This window comes from Ruegeria atlantica, assembly GCF_013032005.1.
Taxonomy (GTDB): Bacteria; Pseudomonadota; Alphaproteobacteria; order Rhodobacterales; family Rhodobacteraceae; genus Ruegeria; species Ruegeria atlantica_A.
This window is the reverse complement of record NZ_WQBE01000019.1, coordinates 1-19,137: the sequence shown is the minus strand read 5'-3', so window position 1 is coordinate 19,137 and position 19,137 is coordinate 1. Positions and strand designations below refer to the sequence as shown.

Below are 19,137 nucleotides of genomic sequence, written 5' to 3'. Positions count from 1 at the left end.
GTGGTCCTCTCTAAAACCCAACCCGATCGCCGCCTTTTAGTGCGAGGCGTTCGCGTGCTTCTGCCGGTGTCGCAACTGAAAGGCCCAGATTTTCGATGATTGTGCGAATGCGGCTCACTTGCTCGGCATTCGATGTGGCAAGCTCTCCCTTGCCGATAAAGAGACTGTCTTCGAGCCCGACACGCAGATTGCCACCGCGCATTGCGCTTTGTGTAGCGAAAGGCATTTGGTGCCGTCCTGCTGCCAGTACAGACCATTCATAGTTTTCAGCGCCAAAAAGTTTGTCCGCCGTATTGTGCATATGGGTCAGATGATCAGCGTCAGCGCCAACGCCTCCTAAAATGCCAAAGACCATCTGGATGAAGAACGGCGGTTTGATAAGCCCTTGATCCACGAACCATTTGACGTTGTAGAGATGGCCCAGATCATAGCATTCAAACTCAAACTTGGTGCCATGATCACCCCCCAGTTTCTCAATCGCATATCGAATGGTCTTGAACGTGTTGGGAAAAATGAAGTCTTCCGTCATCTCAAGGAACGGACGTTCCCAATCGTGCTGAAATTCCGTGTATTTCTGAAGCATCGGGAAGATGCCAAAGTTCATGCTGCCCATATTGAGCGAGGCCATTTCCGGGCTCGTCGAAGTCGCGGCCAAAAGACGTTCGTCCATCGACATGCCCAATCCGCCGCCGGTTGAGACATTCACCACCGCGTCAGTGGATTGTTTGATCACAGGCAAAAATTGCTGAAACAATTCAGGTCTGGGATCTGGCTTGCCGGTCTCGGGATGTCGCGCGTGCAGATGGATGATCGACGCGCCAGCCTCTGCCGCTTCAATGCTTGCTGTTGCAATTTCGGCAGGTGTGATCGGCAGGTGGGGCGACATTGACGGCGTGTGAATGCCGCCCGTTGGCGCACAGGTGATGATGACTGACTTGGGCATTACAATTTCATCTGTTGCACTTGCGCAGACAGCCCCCCGTCCAAAACCCAAAGCTGACCAGAGGCATAGCGCGCCTCGTCGCTGGCCAGCCAATTGACCAGATTGGCAATGTCCGTTGGCGTTCCGTAGGTACGCATCGGGTGCACGTCCCGGACAGCTTTTTGAAGTGTTTCGATGTTGCCCCCCCCGCCGCCAGATCCGTCACCGTTGAAGAAACTCTGCAGCATCGGAGTATCAATATAGCCGGGGCAGATCGCATTGACGCGGATACCCTCAGGGCCATGGTCGCAGGCCATTGCACGGGTTAGCGCATGCACCGCTCCCTTGGTTGCACAATAAGCGGCAAGGCCGGGGTCAGCGATGAACCCATCGTAAGACCCAAAGTTGATCAAGCTAGCGCTGTTGCCAGATTTCGCGGCTTCGCGCATCAATGGAATGGCGTATTTTGAGGTTAGAAAAGTACCCGTGGAATTCACCGCAAAGCTTTGGTTCCATTCCTCCAGCGTGGTGTCTTCGACCGTCTTTTCAATCTCGATCCCTGCCGCGTTCACCAAGACGTCAAGCTTGCCATGAGCGTTGCGGACCTGATCCATCGCGGCGATTGCGTCCGCCTCCTGTGTTACGTCGAGCTTTAAAAAGTGGCTGCCGTCATCGTCATGCCTGTCCAGTGACCCTTCGAGCGTCAGGTCTGCGGCGTAAACTGTCGCACCTTCTTTGACGAAACGCGCCACAATCGCACGTCCGATTCCACCCCTTGCCCCTGTAACGAGGGCAATTTTTCCGTTCAGCATCATTGGTCTTGGTCCTTCAAAGGGGGATAACGGTAACGCTTGGCCGCAATGGTCCAATCCATATCGTTACGCACATATTGCTTGCTCGCGTCGGATGGTGGGTTGTAGTCCCAAGGCACACTTGCGCCTGCTTCCATCGCGGCATGCAGCGCGCGGCGGGATTTTTGGGTTGCAATGATCTTTGTACGCAATGCCTTGCCATCCCACCGCGCGGCAACTTCATCAGCAAAGGCTTGAGCGGCCTCATTGTAACTGAGGTCGGAGGCCAGATTTCTTGTCTCCAACGGATCAACGCTCAGATCATACAGCTGTGGTGGATCGCTATCGCAGTGGATGTATTTCAATGAACCACGCCGGATCATGATGACGGGAAAGCCCGTCATTTCAGCGCAATACTCGCCGATTGCCTCATCAACGGGGTCGTCCTCGCCCCGCGCCAAGGGCATAAGGCTTCGGCCATCTATAGGTTCGCCGATCATGCTTTCACTACCGCCAGCGATCTCAATAAACGTTGGCAACATATCCACGAGCGACACAGCGTTTCGCGCTGTCCCAACCGCCACGCCAGGTCCCGCCATGACCAACGGCACGCGGGCCGAATGTTCAAAGAAATTCATCTTGTACCACAGCCCACGTTCGCCCAGCATGTCGCCGTGATCTGCCGTGACGATCACGATTGTATTGTCCAGCTCTCCAATCTCTTCGAGCGTTTGAACCAGTTCGCCGATCTTGCTGTCAAAGTAGCTGACATTCGCCAGATATGCGCGGCGCGCGCGGCGCACCTCTTCCTCTGTCAGCGGCACATAGGACGCTTCGATCCCATCCATCAGGCGGCGCGAGAATGGGTCCTGATCATCCAAAGCAGGCGTAAAGGCCGGCATGTCGATGTCGTCGTCTGAATAGAGGTTCCACCATTCGGGGCGGGCGACATATGGATCATGCGGATGTATGAAGCTGGCAACCATCGCAAAGGGCGCATCATGCCCTAGCGCTTTGTCACGTGCCGCATCGAAAAGCCACCGTTTGGCGGCAAAGCCAACCTCATCATCGTAATCAATCTGGAACGTCGCATGCGCCAGACCGCTTTCCTTGACGGTCTGCATGTTATGATACCACTTATCGATCCGCTCATCGGGGGCTTCCCAGTCGGGCGTCCATGCAAAGTCCGACGGGTAAATATCGGTCGTCACGCGGTCTTCGAACCCGTGCATCTGATCAGGGCCGACAAAGTGCATCTTACCTGACAGGCACGTGCGATAGCCCAGCGACTTTAGGTAATGCGCGAAGGTCGGAACAGACGCCTTGAATTCTGATGCATTGTCATAGGCCGCGATACGGGAGATGTGTTGGCCCGACATAAAGGCGAACCGCGACGGCGCGCAAAGCGGCGAATTGCAATAGGCCGCATCAAAGCGCATCCCGCGCGCCGCTAGCGCATCAAGATGCGGGGTCTGGGCAACGCTATGCCCGTAAGCCCCCGTGAAATGTGGGGCCAACTGATCCGCCATGATCACAAGGATATTTGCCCGCGTCACGTTGCACCCTTGGCGTAGGCATCCAGAACCAGCCCATGAAAGTGATGCACCGCATGCTCAGATTTGCCCGACCCATCCGGGTCATTGACGATCCTGCCTTGGGTGAAAGCAGGTGTGCTCATACCGCGCTGCACAGATTCGACAAGACTGATGTCTTCAACCTGCAGCACCTCATCCAAATAGCGAATGGCATCCAGCTCCATCGCGTCGGGCTCAGGCGTTTCGAGGAAAAAGTCATAGGTCTCCAACGTCCGGTCCGGCCCGACAGGGATGACGTTGAGCACGATCATGCTGGACCGACCCGGATACCGCATCAGGCAAGTTGTCGGATAAAGCCACCAAACCGCATGGGTTTTGACCGTGGCGTTCGACACGTCATATGCGGCATTGGGGCTGTTTCCCGCATCGGCCATGTGACTGGAATAAATGCCATAGGTTGTGACCTTGTAAGTATCCATGTCAACAAGATCACAGAAATCCTTATGGGCCGTCGGGCAGTGATAACACTCAAGAAAGTTATCAACGACGTTCTTCCAGTTTGATTTGATGTCATAGGTCAATCGGTGCCCGAAGGTCAGTTGATCCACGTCCGGAGCCCAGTGGCGCACTTCAGTTTCCAGATTGCCTGACTGCTGCGCCAAAGAGGGTGCCTTTGGGTCTAGATTGACGAATACAAATCCGCAAAACTCTTCGACTTGCACCGCGTCGAGGCAAATCTCATTCGTGCGAAAATCTTCAAGGTTCTCGGTGTGGGGCGCGCGGGCCAACTGCCCGTCCAACTTGTAAACCCAAGCATGGTAAGGGCACATGATCCGAGTTGTGTTTCCATCGCCAGAAAGCAGTTCGTGGGCGCGGTGCTTGCAGACGTTGTAGAAAGCGCGCAACGTGCCCTCCTTGTCGCGCACAACGGCAATAGGCTTCCCTGCAATCTCGATTGTAACGTAGGACCCTGACTCGCGGGTTTTTTCCACATGACAGACCCACTGCCAGGTCTTGGAGATGATGGCCTTGAGATCAGCGTCAAACCACTTTTCTTCCGTGTAGGCCTCCGCTCGCAGTGAACTGGAACGCGATGGATCGGGATCATAGCCAAGAGAAATCGTATCAGATTCTGTCATGTGGTTCCTCCAAGATTGGCATAGAGTATTCCATTTACGAATCTGAGATATGCATAATTGGTCAGAATTTTGATGTTTTTCGATTGAGCCGGATCACCGAAATCATAGTCAAGACATTGGTTGCATATGCGGATCCAGATTTCACTGGTGACTACGGAGCGGTCATTTGTTCAAAGCGCAGCATCGGTGAGTATGGGCTCAATACGGACCTCGGACCGAACGCAGCATCCGGGAGGCAGACGTTACTCACATGTACCGAAACGGCCCATTGAGGATTTTGATCTGAAGCCGCATAGCTGCGTCGCAGCAATTGCAATGCGGACGTTCGTTTCATATCGGTCAGTGGAATGTCACTGCCAACGCAGCGTGCTTTTAGGTATCCGAATGGCCAACCTGATGTGCGTCGTAGCTTGCTTCCAGTTCTCCTCTCAAAAACTGTCCAAACTTCAGGGGATCGAATCTCGCAGTCCCTGTCCCAGGGAGCGGCGCGATTTCAGCAGAGACATGTGGGTCGAAGAAGAACGGTACGGAATAGCGCTGTTGTCCGGTCGCATTGATAACCCGGTGCGGGGTGGACAACAACTTTCCGTTGGAGAGTCGGTGCAGCATATCGCCTACATTGACCACGAAGGCATTGTCGATAGGCGGTGCATCCACCCAATGACCCTCAGGCGTCTGGACTTGCAAACCACCAACATTGTCCTGTGCGAGCAATGTCAGACATCCAAAGTCCTTGTGGGGTGCAGATCCGTAAAGATCACCCAAAGCCTGTGGCGGTTGTGGTGGATAGTGGAGTAGGCGCAGCCAAATCGTTGGCGTCTGGAATGCACTGAGGATCGAACGATCCGCGGCGCCAATAGCGTCAAGGGCAAGACCCATGAGTTTGTAACCCAGGTTTGTCATCGCGTCGGCATAAGCCTCGCAGGCCTCTCGGAAACCTTCCAGAGCAGGCCATTGATTTGGTCCGGACAGATAGACGGCAGGGTCGACCTCTGCATCCTCGCGCATCATCATGAACGATGCGGACTGATTGGGTTTAGTCACCTTGGCCAGGTCAGAGTTCACGTCCGTGGAGGTGTTGATCGCGATGTAGCCACGATGACATTTATTTAGTGCAATTGCCTGTTTTTCGATCTCCGGCAGTGCATGAAATTCCGTCGAGGCGGCAAACACGGCAGCGCGCAAGTCAGGATCAACGCCGTGATTAACAACATAGCCAAATCCGGTTTTTCCATAGGCTTCGGCGAATTCCAAGGCGAGGTTGGACGTATCCTCTCCATTGATCAGCGGTGCAAGATCAAGCACCGGGATTTCAGTGAATTCAGTCATCTGAGGTCTCCAAAATTGTTTTATTGGCTAAGTCACAAATGGAAGACCAGCTATCCGGCAAAACGTTTTCGGCGATGAGCGCTGTGGCGCTCTAAGACGACAAGATGGAGAAACTTGGGCATATGCTGCAAGCTATGATAGACTAATTCTTCGATCAATCCATAACCACCGCGACCGGCCCAGGGCCAATTTCTAAGATCTCGGGGACTTTCGCGTTGCAACTTCGCAAGACAAGTCACTTGTACTCAATTCCGCATTTTCTCGTTCTGAATCTCCAAACCAGACGGCTACTGAGGCCGATGTTTGTGAAGCAATGGCCCATCCGATAGTATCAGACAGCGTTCAAGCAGAAGTACCAGTTGGGAAACGACGGGAGGTTTAACCACGCTGGTAGATTGGAGATATATCTTCGTATGGCTCAATACCCTATCTTATGGTCGTTCCGTCGCTGCCCATACGCCATAAGGGCCCGTCTCGCATTGGCGAGTTCACGAGTCACAGTCGAGCTGCGCGAGATTCTTTTGCAGGACAAACCTGAGGCTTTCTTACAAACATCCCCGTCCGGAACAGTGCCCGCGCTTCGACTTCCAGACAAAGTAATAGATGAAAGCCTGGAAATCATGATTTGGGCGCTTCAACAAAATGATCCGCAGCGACTTTTGGATATGCCTCAAGAAGGTTGGGGCCTAATCGCGGCAAATGATGGCCCATTCAAGGATGCATTAGATCACACAAAATACGTCGTGCGGTATCCGGACTTAGACGTCCAAAAGGAGCGCAGGAAAGCGGCGAGCTACTTGCTCAACCTCGACGAGCGGTTAGTCGGGAGGGCCTGGCTTTTTGGAGATCGCCCCACTCTCGCCGATTTGGCGATTCTACCATTTGTTCGCCAGTTTGCGCATATAGACCGGGCGCGGTTTGACGCACAGGAGTGGCCGAATTTAGTGGCGTGGCTAGATCAATTCCTGGACAGTGAAGTATTTTTGCTAGTGATGCGAAAGTACACAACTTGGTCAGAAGGCGATGCTCCGATTTGGTTCAACGGCTGAGCCGACACGTCGCATCACAGCCCAATCCAGACTTTAGACCGGGGGTCGCATTGCCGCGAGGGGGGCAAAGCTGCCGTTGGTCCACAGCGCAGTATTTCCATGGTCAGCATGTTCGAAATGCGGGCTTGCAGGACATTCGATTTGAACGGGATACTTATCGAAAACGAATGCTCTAGACTCAAGGCCGGCCTACTACAAAGTTTGGCACTATCCCCGCCTTCTTGATCGCTGCTTCAACATCATGCCCTGCGAAGAATCCATATCCTGAAATGAGTGCCGAATCTATGCCAGCGCTGGATGCGCCCAGAATGTCGGTGTGCAGGCTGTCGCCAACCATCAGAACCCGGGACCTGTCGATGTGCCCGAGACGTTGGAAAGCAAGATCATAGATGTTGGCGAAAGGCTTTCCAAAGAACTGAGGAACAACACCTGTCCGGTCTGCCAGCCTGTGCGCGAAAAGACCGGGCTCTTTTGAAAACCCGTACTCGCGGGGCGCGACGATATCAGGGTTGCCGACCATTACCGGGCGAGGCCGTTCAAGCAAGGCAGTCTCTAGCATAGCTTGACGCGATTCAGTCCAAACCGCTGATCCTATCATTAGAAACCCGTCAACGGTTTCGTAGGGCTTCGGGTCATCCTCGAGGTAGGATAGTTTCAGCCCTTCCAAATCGCGAAGACCGGCGCTGGGGGTCGCCATCAAGCCCCAATGCAACCCACTTTGACCGTTTATTTCTGATAGCAACGTGGCCCGGCTGGTGATCACGTCTCGGGGCGCGAAGTCATAACCAAGCCTAGAATATTTTTCCAACAGAGTTGTGTGAGGAAACCCAGCAGCATTTGAAACGACCAAAACACGTTTGCCGGCGGCTTTCAGTGACCTGACCCGATCCGGTGTATCCGGGATTGCTGTGTCACCTATATTAAGAACCCCGAAGGCGTCGAGGAGGAATACATCGAACTCATGAGCTATGTCATCAAGCGTTTCAACCTGACGATATGTCACTTCAGTAGGTCTAGCTTCCGGAAGGCGATGTCGTACAGCTTCATAGGCATCGAAAGCCTCCTGCGCAGAGAACCCGGTCAAATGATCGCCCCTCGAACTTTTGCCGAGACCCATTCGCTGATCAAAACCGCGACGAGAATTACAATCAGGATCAGGCTGACCTGTGGCCAAGCCAGAACGTTGAGCGAAGCTGACAGTTGCAATCCAATACCTCCGGCACCAACCAGGCCCAGAACCGTGGACTCGCGGATATTTATGTCCCAACGAAAAACGGCAATGCCTGCAAAAGCGGGCAGGATCTGTGGAACAATCCCGTAAGCCATGACCTGCCAGCGCGACGCACCGGTCGCCGTGATCGCTTCGACCTGAGTGTGATCAATTTCCTCTATGGCTTCATACAGAAGCTTTGCGCAGAACCCGATTGAACGGATGGCAATTGCAATAACACCTGCAAAGACGCCTGGGCCAATAATTGCGATCAATAGAAGCGCCCAGATCAGCGAGTTGATAGAGCGGGTCGAGACAATGATCAACAAAGCTATGGGTCGAATGAATAATGTCGACGGTGTGGTGTTGCGCGCGGCCAAGAAGGCAACCGGCACTGCCATGCACAAGGCGATGATTGTACCTAGGGTGGCGATGTTCAGCGTATCCCAAATCGGGCGGCCCAGCTGTGTGATGTAATCCCATTTGGGAGGCGTTGCGCGGGTCCAGATATCGTTGGCAATGCGGGGGGCATCCCAAACGAAAAACCAGGTCGTCGATTCCGAAATGAACTGCCAGCAATAAACAAAGACAGCCACACCCAAAAGCCAGCCAAACCAGCGAACAAGACTTTGACCCGTCGTCCGTCTGCGCCAGATCTGCGTATCGTTTTGTTCAAGAACAGGCACTACTGAACCCTCGCGCGGATAATTCCCGAAAGGTATTCAAGTGCCATGACGATCCCGATGATCAGGATTAGAATGGCCGCCGCTGTGTCGTACTCATATCGATCGAACGCAGTGTTCAACGTCGCGCCAATCCCGCCGGCACCGACCAGACCAAGAATTGCACTTTCTCGGAAATTGATGTCGATCCTGTACATGGAAAGGCCCACAAGTCTCGGCATAACCTGTGGCTGAACGCCATAGTTGATCCATTGCGGCCAACGCGCACCAGAAGCCTTGATCGCCTCGGCCTGAACCTTGTCCATCGCTTCGATGTCTTCGGCCAAAAGTTTTGAGAGAAATCCGATGGTGGCGAAGGAAAGGGTCAGAAATCCGGCCAGCGGACCAAAACCGAAGATAGCCACCAGCAAAATGGCCACGATGATTTCTTGCAAGGCTCGACTGATGGCAACAATGCCCCGGCAAATCATGTAGACTGGTAAAGGGGCGATATTTCGTGCTGCGCCCAACCCTATTGGGATCGAGATCAAGATACCCACGACCGACGCAGCCACGGTCATAATGATACTCTCCAGAAGACCGCTCCAAATGTCTGACCACCGCGAAACGAAGTCCGGGCTGGTAAACGCAAGTACAAATGCCCACCCCCGATCCAGCCCTTCATAGACACGGCCCCAATCGACATCGATGGTCATGAAGGCCGCGATTAGGTAGGCGAAAAAGCCTAGGATCAATACCCAGCGGAGCAAAGGGTGTTTTACAAAGGCCGGTTTACGCCAGCCTTTTCCCAGCATGTCGTCTAACTCTCGATGGCTCATTCTGCAGCCTCGACATCTTCATCTTCGTCCACTTTTTCGATGGTCGCTTCCCAGTCTTCCTCCCCATAGATTTCAGTCAGCTTTTCGGGGGTAAGGCCTGTTGGAAGACCATCATAGACGATTTCGCCAAAGCGGAGGCCCACGACGCGAGGAACGAACATCTGGGCAAGTGCCACGTCATGGATATTGATGATCGCCGCCAATCCGCGCTCCTGACACAGCTCGGTAATAAGTCGCATGATCTGACGGCTGGTTTTCGGGTCGAGCGATGCTGTTGGCTCGTCGACCAGCAGCAATTTTGGGTTTTGAATCAAGGCGCGGCAGATGCCGACCCTTTGGCGTTGCCCCCCTGACAACTCGTCGGCGCGTTTGTCAGCCATGTGTAACAACCCCACCCGATCAAGCAGGCGGAAAGCCTCGTCAACGTCCGACTGCGGATATCGCCGTAGGAAACTGCGCCAGAATCCCACATATCCCAGCCGTCCCGACAATACGTTTTCCATCACTGTGAGGCGTTCGACCAGGGCATATTCCTGAAAGATCATACCCATTTCCCGGCGCGCTTTCCGCAAAGCGCCCGAGCCGAGTTTTGTCAGGTCCACATCATCCAGAAGGACGCCGCCGCTTGTGGGTTCGACCAAGCGGTTAATACAGCGGATCATGGTCGACTTGCCTGCACCCGAGGGTCCGATCAACGCAAGCACCTGTCCTTTGGGCACCTCAAGATCGATGGCCTTTAGCGCCTGATCTCCGGTCTTGTATGTTTTCGTCAGCTTTTGAAGACGCAGCATAAAATGCCCCAGATTAGGTTGAATAACGGGCCCTTTCGGGCCCGCAGTATTGGCCAAGGGTCACTGGCAGGCGTAGGAGACGCCATTTGCTGCGTCAATTTTACGAATGACATCCCAGAATTCCTGATAGGTCATTTCAAGAAACTGGCCTTCGTTCGACTTCGAGAATTCAGCTTCAAGTGTCGTGCCCTCCCAGTCAAAATTGAAGAACGCATTGCGGATTTTCTCCTGCAGCTCAGGCTTCAGGTTGTAAACGGTGCCAAATCCTGTGGTCGGGAAAGTCTGCGATTTATAGATCGTAACAACGTCGTCTTCGTTGATTACATCACGCAAGATCATCCGTGATTTTACCGAATTGGCAATCGAAGCCGCTAGGTAATCCTTGTTGGCCACGCCCAAGATCGAGTTGTCATGCTTGCCCGAATAGACAGGTTCGAAATCGCGTTCCGGCAGAAGATCAAAGTCGCTCTTCAAAATTGCTGATGGCGCTTTGAAGCCCGAGTTGGATGTGGGGGACGTAAAGGCCAGTTGCTTGCCTTTGATGTCCTCAACCTTTTCGATGCCCGAACCAGGAAAGGTAATAATCTCCATCTCATAGCCAAAATTACCGTCTTTCGAAGCCATGATCGTGAATGGCCGGAACCCGGCGCAGTTTACAGCCAGTGGGTTGGAACCGGTGTTGAAGCCCGCAATATGGAGACGCCCCGAACGCATCGCTTCGATCTGAGCTGCGTTGTTCTGAACCGGAAAAAAGACGACGTCCTTGCCGGTTTCCGCCTTCAAATGCTCAAGAAAGTCTGACCATGCGGTTTTGTAAACGGCCGGGTCTTCGACTGGTGTATATGCAAAAATCAAGGTGTCTGGATCAATTTGCTCGGAGGCATCTGTTGGAATATCCGCGATCAAATCCCCATCGGCGTCACAAAAGCGCTCGTCTAGGTCACCGCGTGGACAATCCTGCGCTGAGGCTGTCCCCGATAGCGACAATAGCGCAATTGCGGAAGCCCCAACCAATAATTTGATGTCAATCTTCATGTTTTCCTCCCAGTTATGTGCGGCATTTATCAGCCGCTGTTAGTCATTCCTTTTCGTTCTTAACCGGCGACGAGAATATCGACCTCGGCACCATCTATTACATTGAGCAGTTCCCCGGTTGGTTTTGTGTCGGTGACTATGGAATCCAACTCGGCAAGATCGCCTACCTGAGCCAGACCCTTGCGGCCAAATTTCCCGGAATCGATAAGAAGGTGGCGTTTTGCAGCACGCGTCAGCATCATCCTCTTGATCGCCGCAAAGCCCCTTACCGTCTCAGACGGGCCTTCTACTGAGAAACCCGAAGAACCGATCATGCACCTGTCAACGTTGAAACGAGACAGAAATTCCAGTGTCTCGGTTCCGATCGTTGCAGATTCAGCTGCCAGGTATTCTCCGGGGCACAGCAAGACCTGGGCAGTACCATGGCCAAGGGTCATCGCTACGGGGATTGAATTCGTGATCACCGTGCAATGGATATCGAGAAATGCCAGAGCGCGTGCCATCTCGACAGTCGTCGAGCCGGAATCGACCATGACCGTTTCGCCGTCCTGAACAAGCCCCGCCGCGCTGATACCTATCCGCTCGCGCTCTTCGATCTGTGCGCCGGTCCGTTCTTCCAGACTTGGGTAATGCCCTTGCACTGGGGCTGATGCCCCACCGTGCGCACGCGCGATCAGGCCTTCATTGGACAGGGCTTCGAAATCCCGGCGCACGGTCTCATTCGAAACGTTGAAACGCTGTGCCAACTCGTTGATGCGAACGTGCGGGCGCAGTTTCAAGTCCAGCAGGATTTGCTGGCGTCTGTCGGATTTTTTTACCCGACCCGGACTCTTTTCAGATTTCTTGCCGCGCGTTTTGGTTTTGGACATTCAACGACTCGAATATTTTCAGATTTTAATTTTGTGGGGTTTCGGGCATTTTGCAATATTTTTTGTTGCATAATCCTCATTCCGTTGTGAAAATTCACATGACATCAAAGATTTCAAGGGACAGAGCAATATACGCAGGCTGATCAATTTCAAAAGGAAAGGCTGGGCGCATCGTTGGTTTTCTCTTGGTGAAGTTGGTGGTTGTAAAAGTATCCGGACGCATTTTCCAAAGGTTTTGACAGATAATTAGGAAGCCTCAACACTCTAAGAAAAATTTCGTAAGGCTGCATGAGGAAGGGCAAAATAGATCCGGGAAACCTGGACGAATTAAACCCTAAGGGAGGAAAAATAATGAAGAAATTGACATCCACTGCCGTGGGATCACTGATTGCCTTGACCGCGTCTTTGTCCGCAGCGCATGCCGATAAGCTGACTTTCTATTGCTCAGCTCAAGAGGATTGGTGTCAACTGATGGCACGTAGCTTCGAAGATGCAACTGGCATCGACGTTAACATGACCCGAAAGTCCTCGGGCGAGACATTTGCGCAAATCCGTGCCGAAAGCTCGAACCCGAAAGGTGACGTTTGGTGGGGTGGTACGGGCGACCCGCATCTGCAGGCCGCCGAAGAAGGCCTGACGATGGAATACATGTCCCCAATGCGCGACCAGCTTCATGATTGGGCGATATCTCAGGCTGAAAGTGCTGGCAACAAGACGATCGGCATCTATTCAGGCGCGCTTGGGTATGGCTACAATGCCGACCTTGTCGCTGCAAACAACCTGCCCGAACCTGCCTGCTGGAAGGATCTTTTGAAGCCCGAATACAAAGGACACGTTCAGATGGCGAACCCAAACTCGTCGGGTACGGCCTATACGACGCTGGCCTCAATGGTGCAGATCTTCGGCGAGGATGAAGGCTTTGAGTTCATGAAGGGCCTGCACTCGAATATCAACCAGTACACCAAGTCCGGCTCGGCGCCGATCAAGGCCGCCGGTCGTGGCGAGAACACGATTGGTATCGTCTTCATGCATGACGCCGTAAAGCAGGCCGTTTCGGGGTTCCCGATCAAAGTCGTCGCGCCATGCGAAGGCACCGGTTACGAAATTGGGTCAATGTCGATTATAGACGGGGCTCGTAACGAAGAAGAAGCGAAGAAGTTCTATGACTGGGCCCTGTCGCCCGAAGCTCAAAACCTTGCTCTTCAGGTTAACGCGTTTCAGGTGCCATCGAACAAGGGCGCGGAAACTTCGGATAGCGCGCCTGACATGAGTCAGATCAAGCTGATCGACTATGACTTCAAAAAATATGGCTCCTCAGACGAACGGAAGCGTCTGTTGCAGAAATGGGATGAAGAGGTTTCGGTTCTGCCGCAGTAAATGGCAGACACTACATCAAAAACGACCCATCCGGTCCTGATCTTCTGGATCATCGCCGGGTGGGTCGGATTCTGCCTGCTGCCCTGGTACATGGTCGACGGCGGCCTGTGGTCGTTCGGGTGGCTGGTGGACGGCTACCCGTTCGATGAGGATTATGCCCCCGCTGCGTTTTTGATTGGACAAGGTGAGAAGCTGTGGCTTGCTCCGCTCCTTATCGCCCTCGCCCTGCCGCTTTTGGTGTTGAAGCGTACCAAATCTGATCCGCTTTACGCCCGTATGCTGATACTGTCCGGAGCGCTGGGGTTCGGCTGGCTGATCGCTCAGGGGTTCAGCATCGGTATCAGAGGCTTCAACTTCGATTGGTTGGACGCGTTGTTTGGTGAGCTTGGCGACCGTCAGTTCGGAATGGGCTATGGCGCGATGATCTGCGCATCAAGCTTTCTGTTCCTGCTCACTCAAGGTATCGCGGCGAGGGGTGCTATTAATGGTGATGTCTTCGTCGTAAGCGCTATTGGCGGTGTGATTACCATCGTTACCGCTTTTGTCTTTTTCCCCATCGCCAAGATGCTTTTTGCTGCTTTCATCACCGAAGACGGCGCTTATTCCATTGCGGTTTTCTTCTCGAAGTTCTTCGACGACCGGTTGTGGGGATTGGGGTGTTTACAAGGTGCGCGATGCGGTGCTGCGTGGAATTCACTGTTCCTAGCCATCCTTGTAGGCGTCATCACCACGGGTCTGGGTCTGTGCTTCGCGTTGGTCGTGACGCGCTCAGGCTTTCGCTATAAGCGGGCGCTGCGAGCATTGACTGTTCTTCCAATAATCACCCCGCCATTCGTGATCGGCTTGGCGCTTATCCTACTTTTTGGCTTGTCCGGTTCTGTAACCCGGTTCTTTGCCGAGCTATTTGGCACACAACCGACACGCTGGCTTTACGGAATGCCAGGCATTCTGATCGCGCAGACACTCGCGTTCACTCCCATTGCATTTCTCGTACTAATAGGCGTGGTGGAAGGTGTTTCACCTTCGATGGAGGAAGCGGCCCAGACCCTGCGGGCCAGCAGATGGCAGACGTTCAAAACGGTTTCTCTACCCCTGATGCGGCCCGGTCTTGCAAATGCATTTCTTCTGGGCTTCATCGAAAGCATGGCCGACTTTGGGAACCCGCTTGTATTGGGTGGAAATTTCGACGTGCTGTCGACTGAGATTTTCTTCGCAATTGTCGGCGCTCAATACGATCAAGGCCGTGCTGCGGTTCTGGCAATGGTGCTGCTGTTCTTTACCCTTTCCGCCTTTTACGCGCAGCGTGTCTGGCTGGGAAAGAAGAGCTACACTACCGTCACCGGCAAGGGTGATGCGGGGGTGCATCCTCTAATGCCAACGGGCCTATCTGTTCCCGTTCTGCTCATCGCTTTGGGGTGGGCGCTGTTCACCATTGTTGTCTATGCAATGATCATCTACGGCAGTGTGGTTGAGCTGTGGGGAGTCGATAATTCGCTGACGATCAAGCACTACATCACTGCATTCTCAGTCCGCTTCGAAGAAGAGGGTATACGCTGGACCGGAGCCGCTTGGGACAGTTTCTGGACCACAATAACCATCGCGGCCATAGCAGCGCCATTAACTGCCGCTGTTGGGCTAGTAACTGCCTATCTGCTGACCAGGCAAAGCTTTGCAGGCAAGAACGCCTTTGAGTTTGGAACAATGTTGTCCTTCGCCATCCCCGGCACGGTCATCGGCGTTAGCTACATCCTTGCCTTCAACGTTCCGCCAATCGAAATCACCGGCACAGGTGTCATCCTCGTTGTCAGCTTCATCTTCCGCAATATGCCAGTTGGTGTTCGCGCTGGCATCGCGAGCATGTCACAGCTTGACCGCAGCCTTGATGAATCCTCGCTTACCCTTGGCGCAAACTCGTGGCAGACGTTCCGGAATGTCATCCTGCCGCTGTTGCGCCCTGCGATACTTGCTGCACTTGTCTACAGTTTTGTTCGTGCCATGACGGCAATCTCAGCCGTCATCTTTCTGGTCAGCGCAGAGTATGACATGGCAACCAGCTATATCATCGGCCGGGTCGAGAATAACGACTATGGCCTTGCTATCGCCTATTCGACGACGCTGATCTTCGTGATGCTCGCGACGGTCGGCTTATTGCAACTTCTCGTTGGCCGGGTTCAGATTGGTCGACGCACCCAGCACGGAACGGAGACATCGCCATGACCGACACCAAAATCGGTTCCAAGGCCGCCCCGGTACGGTTTGAGAACGTGTCGAAAGTGTTCGGCAAGGATGTGGTCGCCGTCGATAACATCAACCTTCACGTAGACGCAGGAAAGCTCGTTACGCTGCTTGGCCCGTCAGGCTGCGGAAAAACAACGACACTGCGCATGATTGCAGGGTTGGAGATGGCAAGTTCGGGCAAGATCCTGATCGGTGATCGGGACGTGACCAAACTGCCAGCCACCGACCGTGATGTATCTATGGTGTTTCAGTCATACGCGTTGTTCCCTCATATGAGCGTATTGGAGAATGTGAAGTATGGCCTCACATTCTCGGGCTTTGCGAAGGACGAGGCCCGCAGTCGCGCCTTGTATGGTTTGGAGCTGGTTGGCCTTCAGGGGTTCGACAACCGCCTTCCCTCAGAGTTATCGGGCGGCCAGCAGCAGCGTGTCGCCGTGGCGCGCGCACTGGTTCTTGAGCCGCAAGTGCTGTTGTTCGACGAGCCGCTATCCAACCTCGACGCCAAGCTTCGCCGTCAAGTTCGTGAAGATATTCGGGCAATTCAGCAAGACCTTGGCTTAACAGTTGTTTACGTTACCCATGATCAAGAAGAGGCACTGGCAGTCTCGGATGAGATAGTTGTTATGCGTAACGCAGCGATCGCTCAAATAGGCACTCCGCGCCAGCTTTACGATGCGCCGAATGACCGGTTTGTCGCCGATTTCATAGGTGAGGCAAACCTTCTGAGCTGCCAAATCGTAAGTATTGATGGCGATATGGCAACCATCGAAGTCGAAGGCTACCGCCACACGCTGCCACGCCGCGGTCTGTCCGAAGGACCGGCAACCATCGCCGTGCGACCCTCACGTTTGGTGATCGGTTCAGATCAAGGTATTCCAGCCTCAGTGGCCAAGGCGACCTATGTTGGCGTTCGGATGGAATACACATTGAAAGGTGCATTCGGCCAGGTTTTTGCCGTTCAAGATGATGTCGATGCACCGCTAGAACCCGGCACTGAAATCATGATGGGTTTTGCTGACAAAGGGCCCGTGCTTTTGCCTGACTAAATGCCGACTCTCACGATCATAACACACCCCGAGGTCTCTATCGATCCGGTCATTCCGATAACAGAGTGGTGCTTGAGTGCGACGGGCCGCAAACGCGCTGCTGAATTTGCATCCAATGAAGTCTTATCGAAAGTCACGCAAATTTGGACCAGTGGCGAGCGAAAGGCCCGCGAAACAGGCGAGATTCTTGCCGCATCCCTAACGCTACCTGTAAATTACCACTTGGGTCTTGGTGAGAACGACCGCAGCGGCACCGGTTATTTGCCTCGGGACGAATTCGAGGCAGCAGCTGATGCTTTCTTTGCTCAACCGGAAACGCGCTATCGCGGTTGGGAAACAGCTGTCGAGGCGCAGATTCGTATTTATCGTACAGTCACCGAGATTGTCCAAATGCATGGCGCCGGAGATATTGCAATCGTGACACACGGCGCGGTCGGCACATTGCTGTGGTGCGCACTCTCGGATTGTTCGATAGACCGCAAGTACGATCAGCCCTCACAAGGCCATTTCTGGCAGGCAGATCTATTGACACTCAAACCCTATTCGGGCTGGGTTTCGTTGGCATAGACCCTAATCGTTCCAAGCGTTCTCTGCGATTTCAACCAAGGTCTCGAACACATCTGGTGTACCCACGATTACACGCCCACCTTCGCGGATCATCACATCGGCGTTCTGATCCTCAACAATGCCACCCGCTTCCGAGACCAGCAATTGCCCAGCCAGACAATCCCAGGCATTCATGTGTTCTTCCATGTATCCCAAGAGTCGCCCAGCAGCGACGTAGGCCAATGATAGCGCTCCGCTGGCGTTTCTGTGAAACATAGCCCCGTACTCGATTAGATTTTCGACAATAGGTAAAATATGCCGGGTCTCAATCCGGTTCGTATATCCCACGGCGACTGTTCCGTCCCGCAGCGCCACCCCTGACGCGACGCGCATTGGTGATCCGTTAAGCGTCGCACCTTCTCCGCGCATCGCTACAAAGGTCTCATCCACATTTGGATCACGTATCACACCGATCTCAGTATGCCCTTCCGTGACGCCAGCCAGAACAATAGTCCATGCAGGTATGCCGTTGACGAAATTTGTTGTCCCATCAATTGGGTCAATCACCCAGTCAAAACCGCTCTTACCAACAGTGGCGCCGTGCTCTTCACCGAAAATTCCGTCATTGGGCAACGCCTCTGCAATCCTCTGACGAATAAAGGTTTCAACATTCTTATCCGCCTCGCTAACCCAGTCCTGAGCGCCTTTTTGATCAACGACAAGATTACCCCGATCCGCGAAATACTCTTCGGCAATTGCCCCAGCCTCCTCACAAACTTCGATGGCAAAATCTCTGCGTTTTGAAAGTCGAGACATGGGAGGTCCTTTTCCGATTAAAGAGCTGCCACGCAACATTGCAAGCTAATCGAATGCCTAGCAATCAAAGAGTCATTTCGTTTGTTTTCCAGAGCCATTTCGATGCTGCAAACCTAAAAGGTTTAGTGTTGATGATCTCCTCCGCAAACAACCTGCAAGTCAGTTATTCGCTAGTTTTAGTACGCATTTGGGTAAAGAGCCGACTTACGATGGTGCAGCTTAGATTCCGAAATGTTCACCATTTGAATGTCGGCTTTCTTGCAAGCACCCTCATTGGTTCGCACTCGCTGCGAAAGTCCGTTTTCCGCCCTGTGTTTTCAAACCCACTTTGCCGGGAACTGCAGTAATAGCCGATCAAGTTCATTGTTCTGCTCCGGCTCGAGCTCGGATCTTAGTTCTTGCATCAAAGGTGCCCTGCCCCAACGCTTCTCGTATACGCCTTTGATAGAAAACAGGTTTGTTCGGCGTTTTAGAATGGTTGCGATCAAACCGTGAGTTTTTCGGCGTACGGCGATCGAAGAAGCGCGGTAAGGCCGTTCCATTGAGGTGATGCTGTGAGGGTTTGGTTGTGCCGGGTAGGCGACACTAGAAAAGAGGTCTATAGGCGCGCGGCCGAGCCGGATTGATCTCATCAGAACATTGGCGAACGCCATGGTGAAGTCTCGGAATTCGCTTTTGTTCTCGGCACTTGATCGCTCCTACAAGCTCTTTTCAAGTGCCAATTCCAAGTAAATAACCTCATTTCAGGCTATCTGCACATTATGGTTGTCGCGCAATGTCGTTGCAGCGAGAGTGATCAGGATGGGAATAGAAGATTGCGCCTGCACCGTATCAGTCATCGTAAACTCTCTTGTCTCATGTGCCAGTGAGGAGCTATCCTGCTACTTCAAGTCGACTTGAGGTCAACCATGAAACTTCTTGATATTGGCGTCCTGTCCAAAAG

The 19,137-nt window shown here is 53.3% G+C and carries 18 protein-coding genes; 5 read left to right on the top strand and 13 right to left on the bottom strand.

Translation table 11 applies throughout. From position 1 onward, the window contains the following. Nucleotides 1–10: 10 nt before the first annotated feature. The 5 genes from GOX21_RS21085 to GOX21_RS21065 form a co-directional block, all read right to left on the bottom strand. Entirely contained in the window at nucleotides 11–943 is a 933-nt protein-coding gene (locus GOX21_RS21085; RefSeq protein ID WP_170379839.1) for a 3-keto-5-aminohexanoate cleavage protein, read from the bottom strand. Continuing rightward, entirely contained in the window at nucleotides 943–1,737 is a 795-nt protein-coding gene (locus GOX21_RS21080; protein ID WP_170379841.1) for an SDR family NAD(P)-dependent oxidoreductase, read from the bottom strand. The genes GOX21_RS21085 and GOX21_RS21080 overlap by 1 nt, the downstream gene beginning before the upstream one ends. Further along, nucleotides 1,734–3,269, bottom strand: a complete 1,536-nt coding sequence (betC, locus tag GOX21_RS21075) for a choline-sulfatase (protein WP_170379843.1) — start codon at nucleotides 3,267–3,269, stop codon at nucleotides 1,734–1,736. The genes GOX21_RS21080 and betC overlap by 4 nt, the downstream gene beginning before the upstream one ends. Next, the gene (locus GOX21_RS21070) at nucleotides 3,266–4,387 is read right to left on the bottom strand and encodes an aromatic ring-hydroxylating oxygenase subunit alpha (protein ID WP_170379845.1); all 1,122 of its coding nucleotides are present in this window, start codon (nucleotides 4,385–4,387) and stop codon (nucleotides 3,266–3,268) included. The genes betC and GOX21_RS21070 overlap by 4 nt, the downstream gene beginning before the upstream one ends. Before the next feature lie 372 nt (nucleotides 4,388–4,759). After that, nucleotides 4,760–5,716, bottom strand: a complete 957-nt coding sequence (locus tag GOX21_RS21065; protein ID WP_170379847.1) for an isopenicillin N synthase family dioxygenase — start codon at nucleotides 5,714–5,716, stop codon at nucleotides 4,760–4,762. A 413-nt stretch (nucleotides 5,717–6,129) separates the two neighbouring features. Here GOX21_RS21065 and GOX21_RS21060 point away from each other — a divergent pair, with 413 nt between their 5' ends. After that, a complete protein-coding gene (locus tag GOX21_RS21060; RefSeq protein ID WP_170379849.1) occupies nucleotides 6,130–6,765 on the top strand; it encodes a glutathione S-transferase in 636 nt (211 codons plus the stop codon). Nucleotides 6,766–6,943: 178 nt separating this feature from the next. Here GOX21_RS21060 and GOX21_RS21055 read toward each other — a convergent pair whose 3' ends face one another. From GOX21_RS21055 to GOX21_RS21030, 6 genes are read right to left on the bottom strand one after another with little or no spacing between them, the layout of a single operon-like run. Further along, entirely contained in the window at nucleotides 6,944–7,882 is a 939-nt protein-coding gene (locus GOX21_RS21055; RefSeq protein ID WP_170379851.1) for an HAD-IIA family hydrolase, read from the bottom strand. Continuing rightward, nucleotides 7,846–8,661, bottom strand: coding sequence for a phosphonate ABC transporter, permease protein PhnE (gene phnE, locus GOX21_RS21050; RefSeq protein WP_170352078.1), 816 nt, complete (start codon nucleotides 8,659–8,661; stop codon nucleotides 7,846–7,848). Before phnE (GOX21_RS21050) ends, GOX21_RS21055 begins: the two co-directional genes overlap by 37 nt. After that, nucleotides 8,661–9,476: a phosphonate ABC transporter, permease protein PhnE gene (gene phnE / locus GOX21_RS21045; RefSeq protein WP_170352079.1), complete on the bottom strand. Its 816-nt coding sequence runs from the start codon at nucleotides 9,474–9,476 to the stop codon at nucleotides 8,661–8,663. The genes phnE (GOX21_RS21050) and phnE (GOX21_RS21045) overlap by 1 nt, the downstream gene beginning before the upstream one ends. Then, a complete protein-coding gene (gene phnC, locus GOX21_RS21040) occupies nucleotides 9,473–10,267 on the bottom strand; it encodes a phosphonate ABC transporter ATP-binding protein (RefSeq protein WP_170352080.1) in 795 nt (264 codons plus the stop codon). The genes phnE (GOX21_RS21045) and phnC overlap by 4 nt, the downstream gene beginning before the upstream one ends. Before the next feature lie 60 nt (nucleotides 10,268–10,327). Then, a complete protein-coding gene (gene phnD / locus GOX21_RS21035; protein ID WP_170352081.1) occupies nucleotides 10,328–11,302 on the bottom strand; it encodes a phosphate/phosphite/phosphonate ABC transporter substrate-binding protein in 975 nt (324 codons plus the stop codon). A gap of 59 nt (nucleotides 11,303–11,361) precedes the next feature. Continuing rightward, nucleotides 11,362–12,171, bottom strand: coding sequence for a DeoR/GlpR family DNA-binding transcription regulator (locus GOX21_RS21030; protein ID WP_170379853.1), 810 nt, complete (start codon nucleotides 12,169–12,171; stop codon nucleotides 11,362–11,364). Between the two features lie 351 nt (nucleotides 12,172–12,522). Here GOX21_RS21030 and GOX21_RS21025 point away from each other — a divergent pair, with 351 nt between their 5' ends. From GOX21_RS21025 to GOX21_RS21010, 4 genes are read left to right on the top strand one after another with little or no spacing between them, the layout of a single operon-like run. After that, a complete protein-coding gene (locus GOX21_RS21025) occupies nucleotides 12,523–13,548 on the top strand; it encodes an ABC transporter substrate-binding protein (RefSeq protein ID WP_170352083.1) in 1,026 nt (341 codons plus the stop codon). Beyond that, nucleotides 13,549–15,765 (top strand): ABC transporter permease, encoded by a 2,217-nt coding sequence (locus GOX21_RS21020; RefSeq protein ID WP_170379855.1) that lies wholly within the window; start codon nucleotides 13,549–13,551, stop codon nucleotides 15,763–15,765. Next, nucleotides 15,762–16,832 carry an ABC transporter ATP-binding protein gene (locus GOX21_RS21015; protein ID WP_170362835.1) on the top strand — a complete coding sequence of 357 codons (1,071 nt, stop codon included), beginning with the start codon at nucleotides 15,762–15,764 and terminating at the stop codon, nucleotides 16,830–16,832. Before GOX21_RS21020 ends, GOX21_RS21015 begins: the two co-directional genes overlap by 4 nt. Continuing rightward, the gene (locus GOX21_RS21010; RefSeq protein ID WP_170379857.1) at nucleotides 16,833–17,399 is read left to right on the top strand and encodes a histidine phosphatase family protein; all 567 of its coding nucleotides are present in this window, start codon (nucleotides 16,833–16,835) and stop codon (nucleotides 17,397–17,399) included. It begins immediately after the preceding gene. A gap of 3 nt (nucleotides 17,400–17,402) precedes the next feature. On the opposite strand, the gene GOX21_RS21005 is transcribed toward GOX21_RS21010, so the two are convergent. Beyond that, nucleotides 17,403–18,194, bottom strand: coding sequence for an inositol monophosphatase family protein (locus tag GOX21_RS21005; RefSeq protein ID WP_170379858.1), 792 nt, complete (start codon nucleotides 18,192–18,194; stop codon nucleotides 17,403–17,405). Nucleotides 18,195–18,511: 317 nt separating this feature from the next. Then, nucleotides 18,512–18,847, bottom strand: coding sequence for a hypothetical protein (locus tag GOX21_RS21000; protein ID WP_170379860.1), 336 nt, complete (start codon nucleotides 18,845–18,847; stop codon nucleotides 18,512–18,514). Nucleotides 18,848–19,137 lie beyond the last annotated feature (290 nt).

Coding starts and splice junctions, on each gene's coding strand:
- GOX21_RS21000 (WP_170379860.1), bottom strand. CDS start 18,847: ATGGCGTTCGCCAATGTTCTGATGAGATCAATCCGGCTCGGCCGCGCG.
- GOX21_RS21030 (WP_170379853.1), bottom strand. CDS start 12,171: ATGTCCAAAACCAAAACGCGCGGCAAGAAATCTGAAAAGAGTCCGGGT.
- GOX21_RS21065 (WP_170379847.1), bottom strand. CDS start 5,716: ATGACTGAATTCACTGAAATCCCGGTGCTTGATCTTGCACCGCTGATC.
- GOX21_RS21010 (WP_170379857.1), top strand. CDS start 16,833: ATGCCGACTCTCACGATCATAACACACCCCGAGGTCTCTATCGATCCG.
- GOX21_RS21025 (WP_170352083.1), top strand. CDS start 12,523: ATGAAGAAATTGACATCCACTGCCGTGGGATCACTGATTGCCTTGACC.
- GOX21_RS21005 (WP_170379858.1), bottom strand. CDS start 18,194: ATGTCTCGACTTTCAAAACGCAGAGATTTTGCCATCGAAGTTTGTGAG.
- GOX21_RS21020 (WP_170379855.1), top strand. CDS start 13,549: ATGGCAGACACTACATCAAAAACGACCCATCCGGTCCTGATCTTCTGG.
- GOX21_RS21055 (WP_170379851.1), bottom strand. CDS start 7,882: ATGGGTCTCGGCAAAAGTTCGAGGGGCGATCATTTGACCGGGTTCTCT.
- phnD (WP_170352081.1), bottom strand. CDS start 11,302: ATGAAGATTGACATCAAATTATTGGTTGGGGCTTCCGCAATTGCGCTA.
- GOX21_RS21070 (WP_170379845.1), bottom strand. CDS start 4,387: ATGACAGAATCTGATACGATTTCTCTTGGCTATGATCCCGATCCATCG.
- GOX21_RS21085 (WP_170379839.1), bottom strand. CDS start 943: ATGCCCAAGTCAGTCATCATCACCTGTGCGCCAACGGGCGGCATTCAC.
- phnE (WP_170352079.1), bottom strand. CDS start 9,476: ATGAGCCATCGAGAGTTAGACGACATGCTGGGAAAAGGCTGGCGTAAA.
- GOX21_RS21080 (WP_170379841.1), bottom strand. CDS start 1,737: ATGATGCTGAACGGAAAAATTGCCCTCGTTACAGGGGCAAGGGGTGGA.
- phnC (WP_170352080.1), bottom strand. CDS start 10,267: ATGCTGCGTCTTCAAAAGCTGACGAAAACATACAAGACCGGAGATCAG.
- GOX21_RS21060 (WP_170379849.1), top strand. CDS start 6,130: ATGGCTCAATACCCTATCTTATGGTCGTTCCGTCGCTGCCCATACGCC.
- GOX21_RS21015 (WP_170362835.1), top strand. CDS start 15,762: ATGACCGACACCAAAATCGGTTCCAAGGCCGCCCCGGTACGGTTTGAG.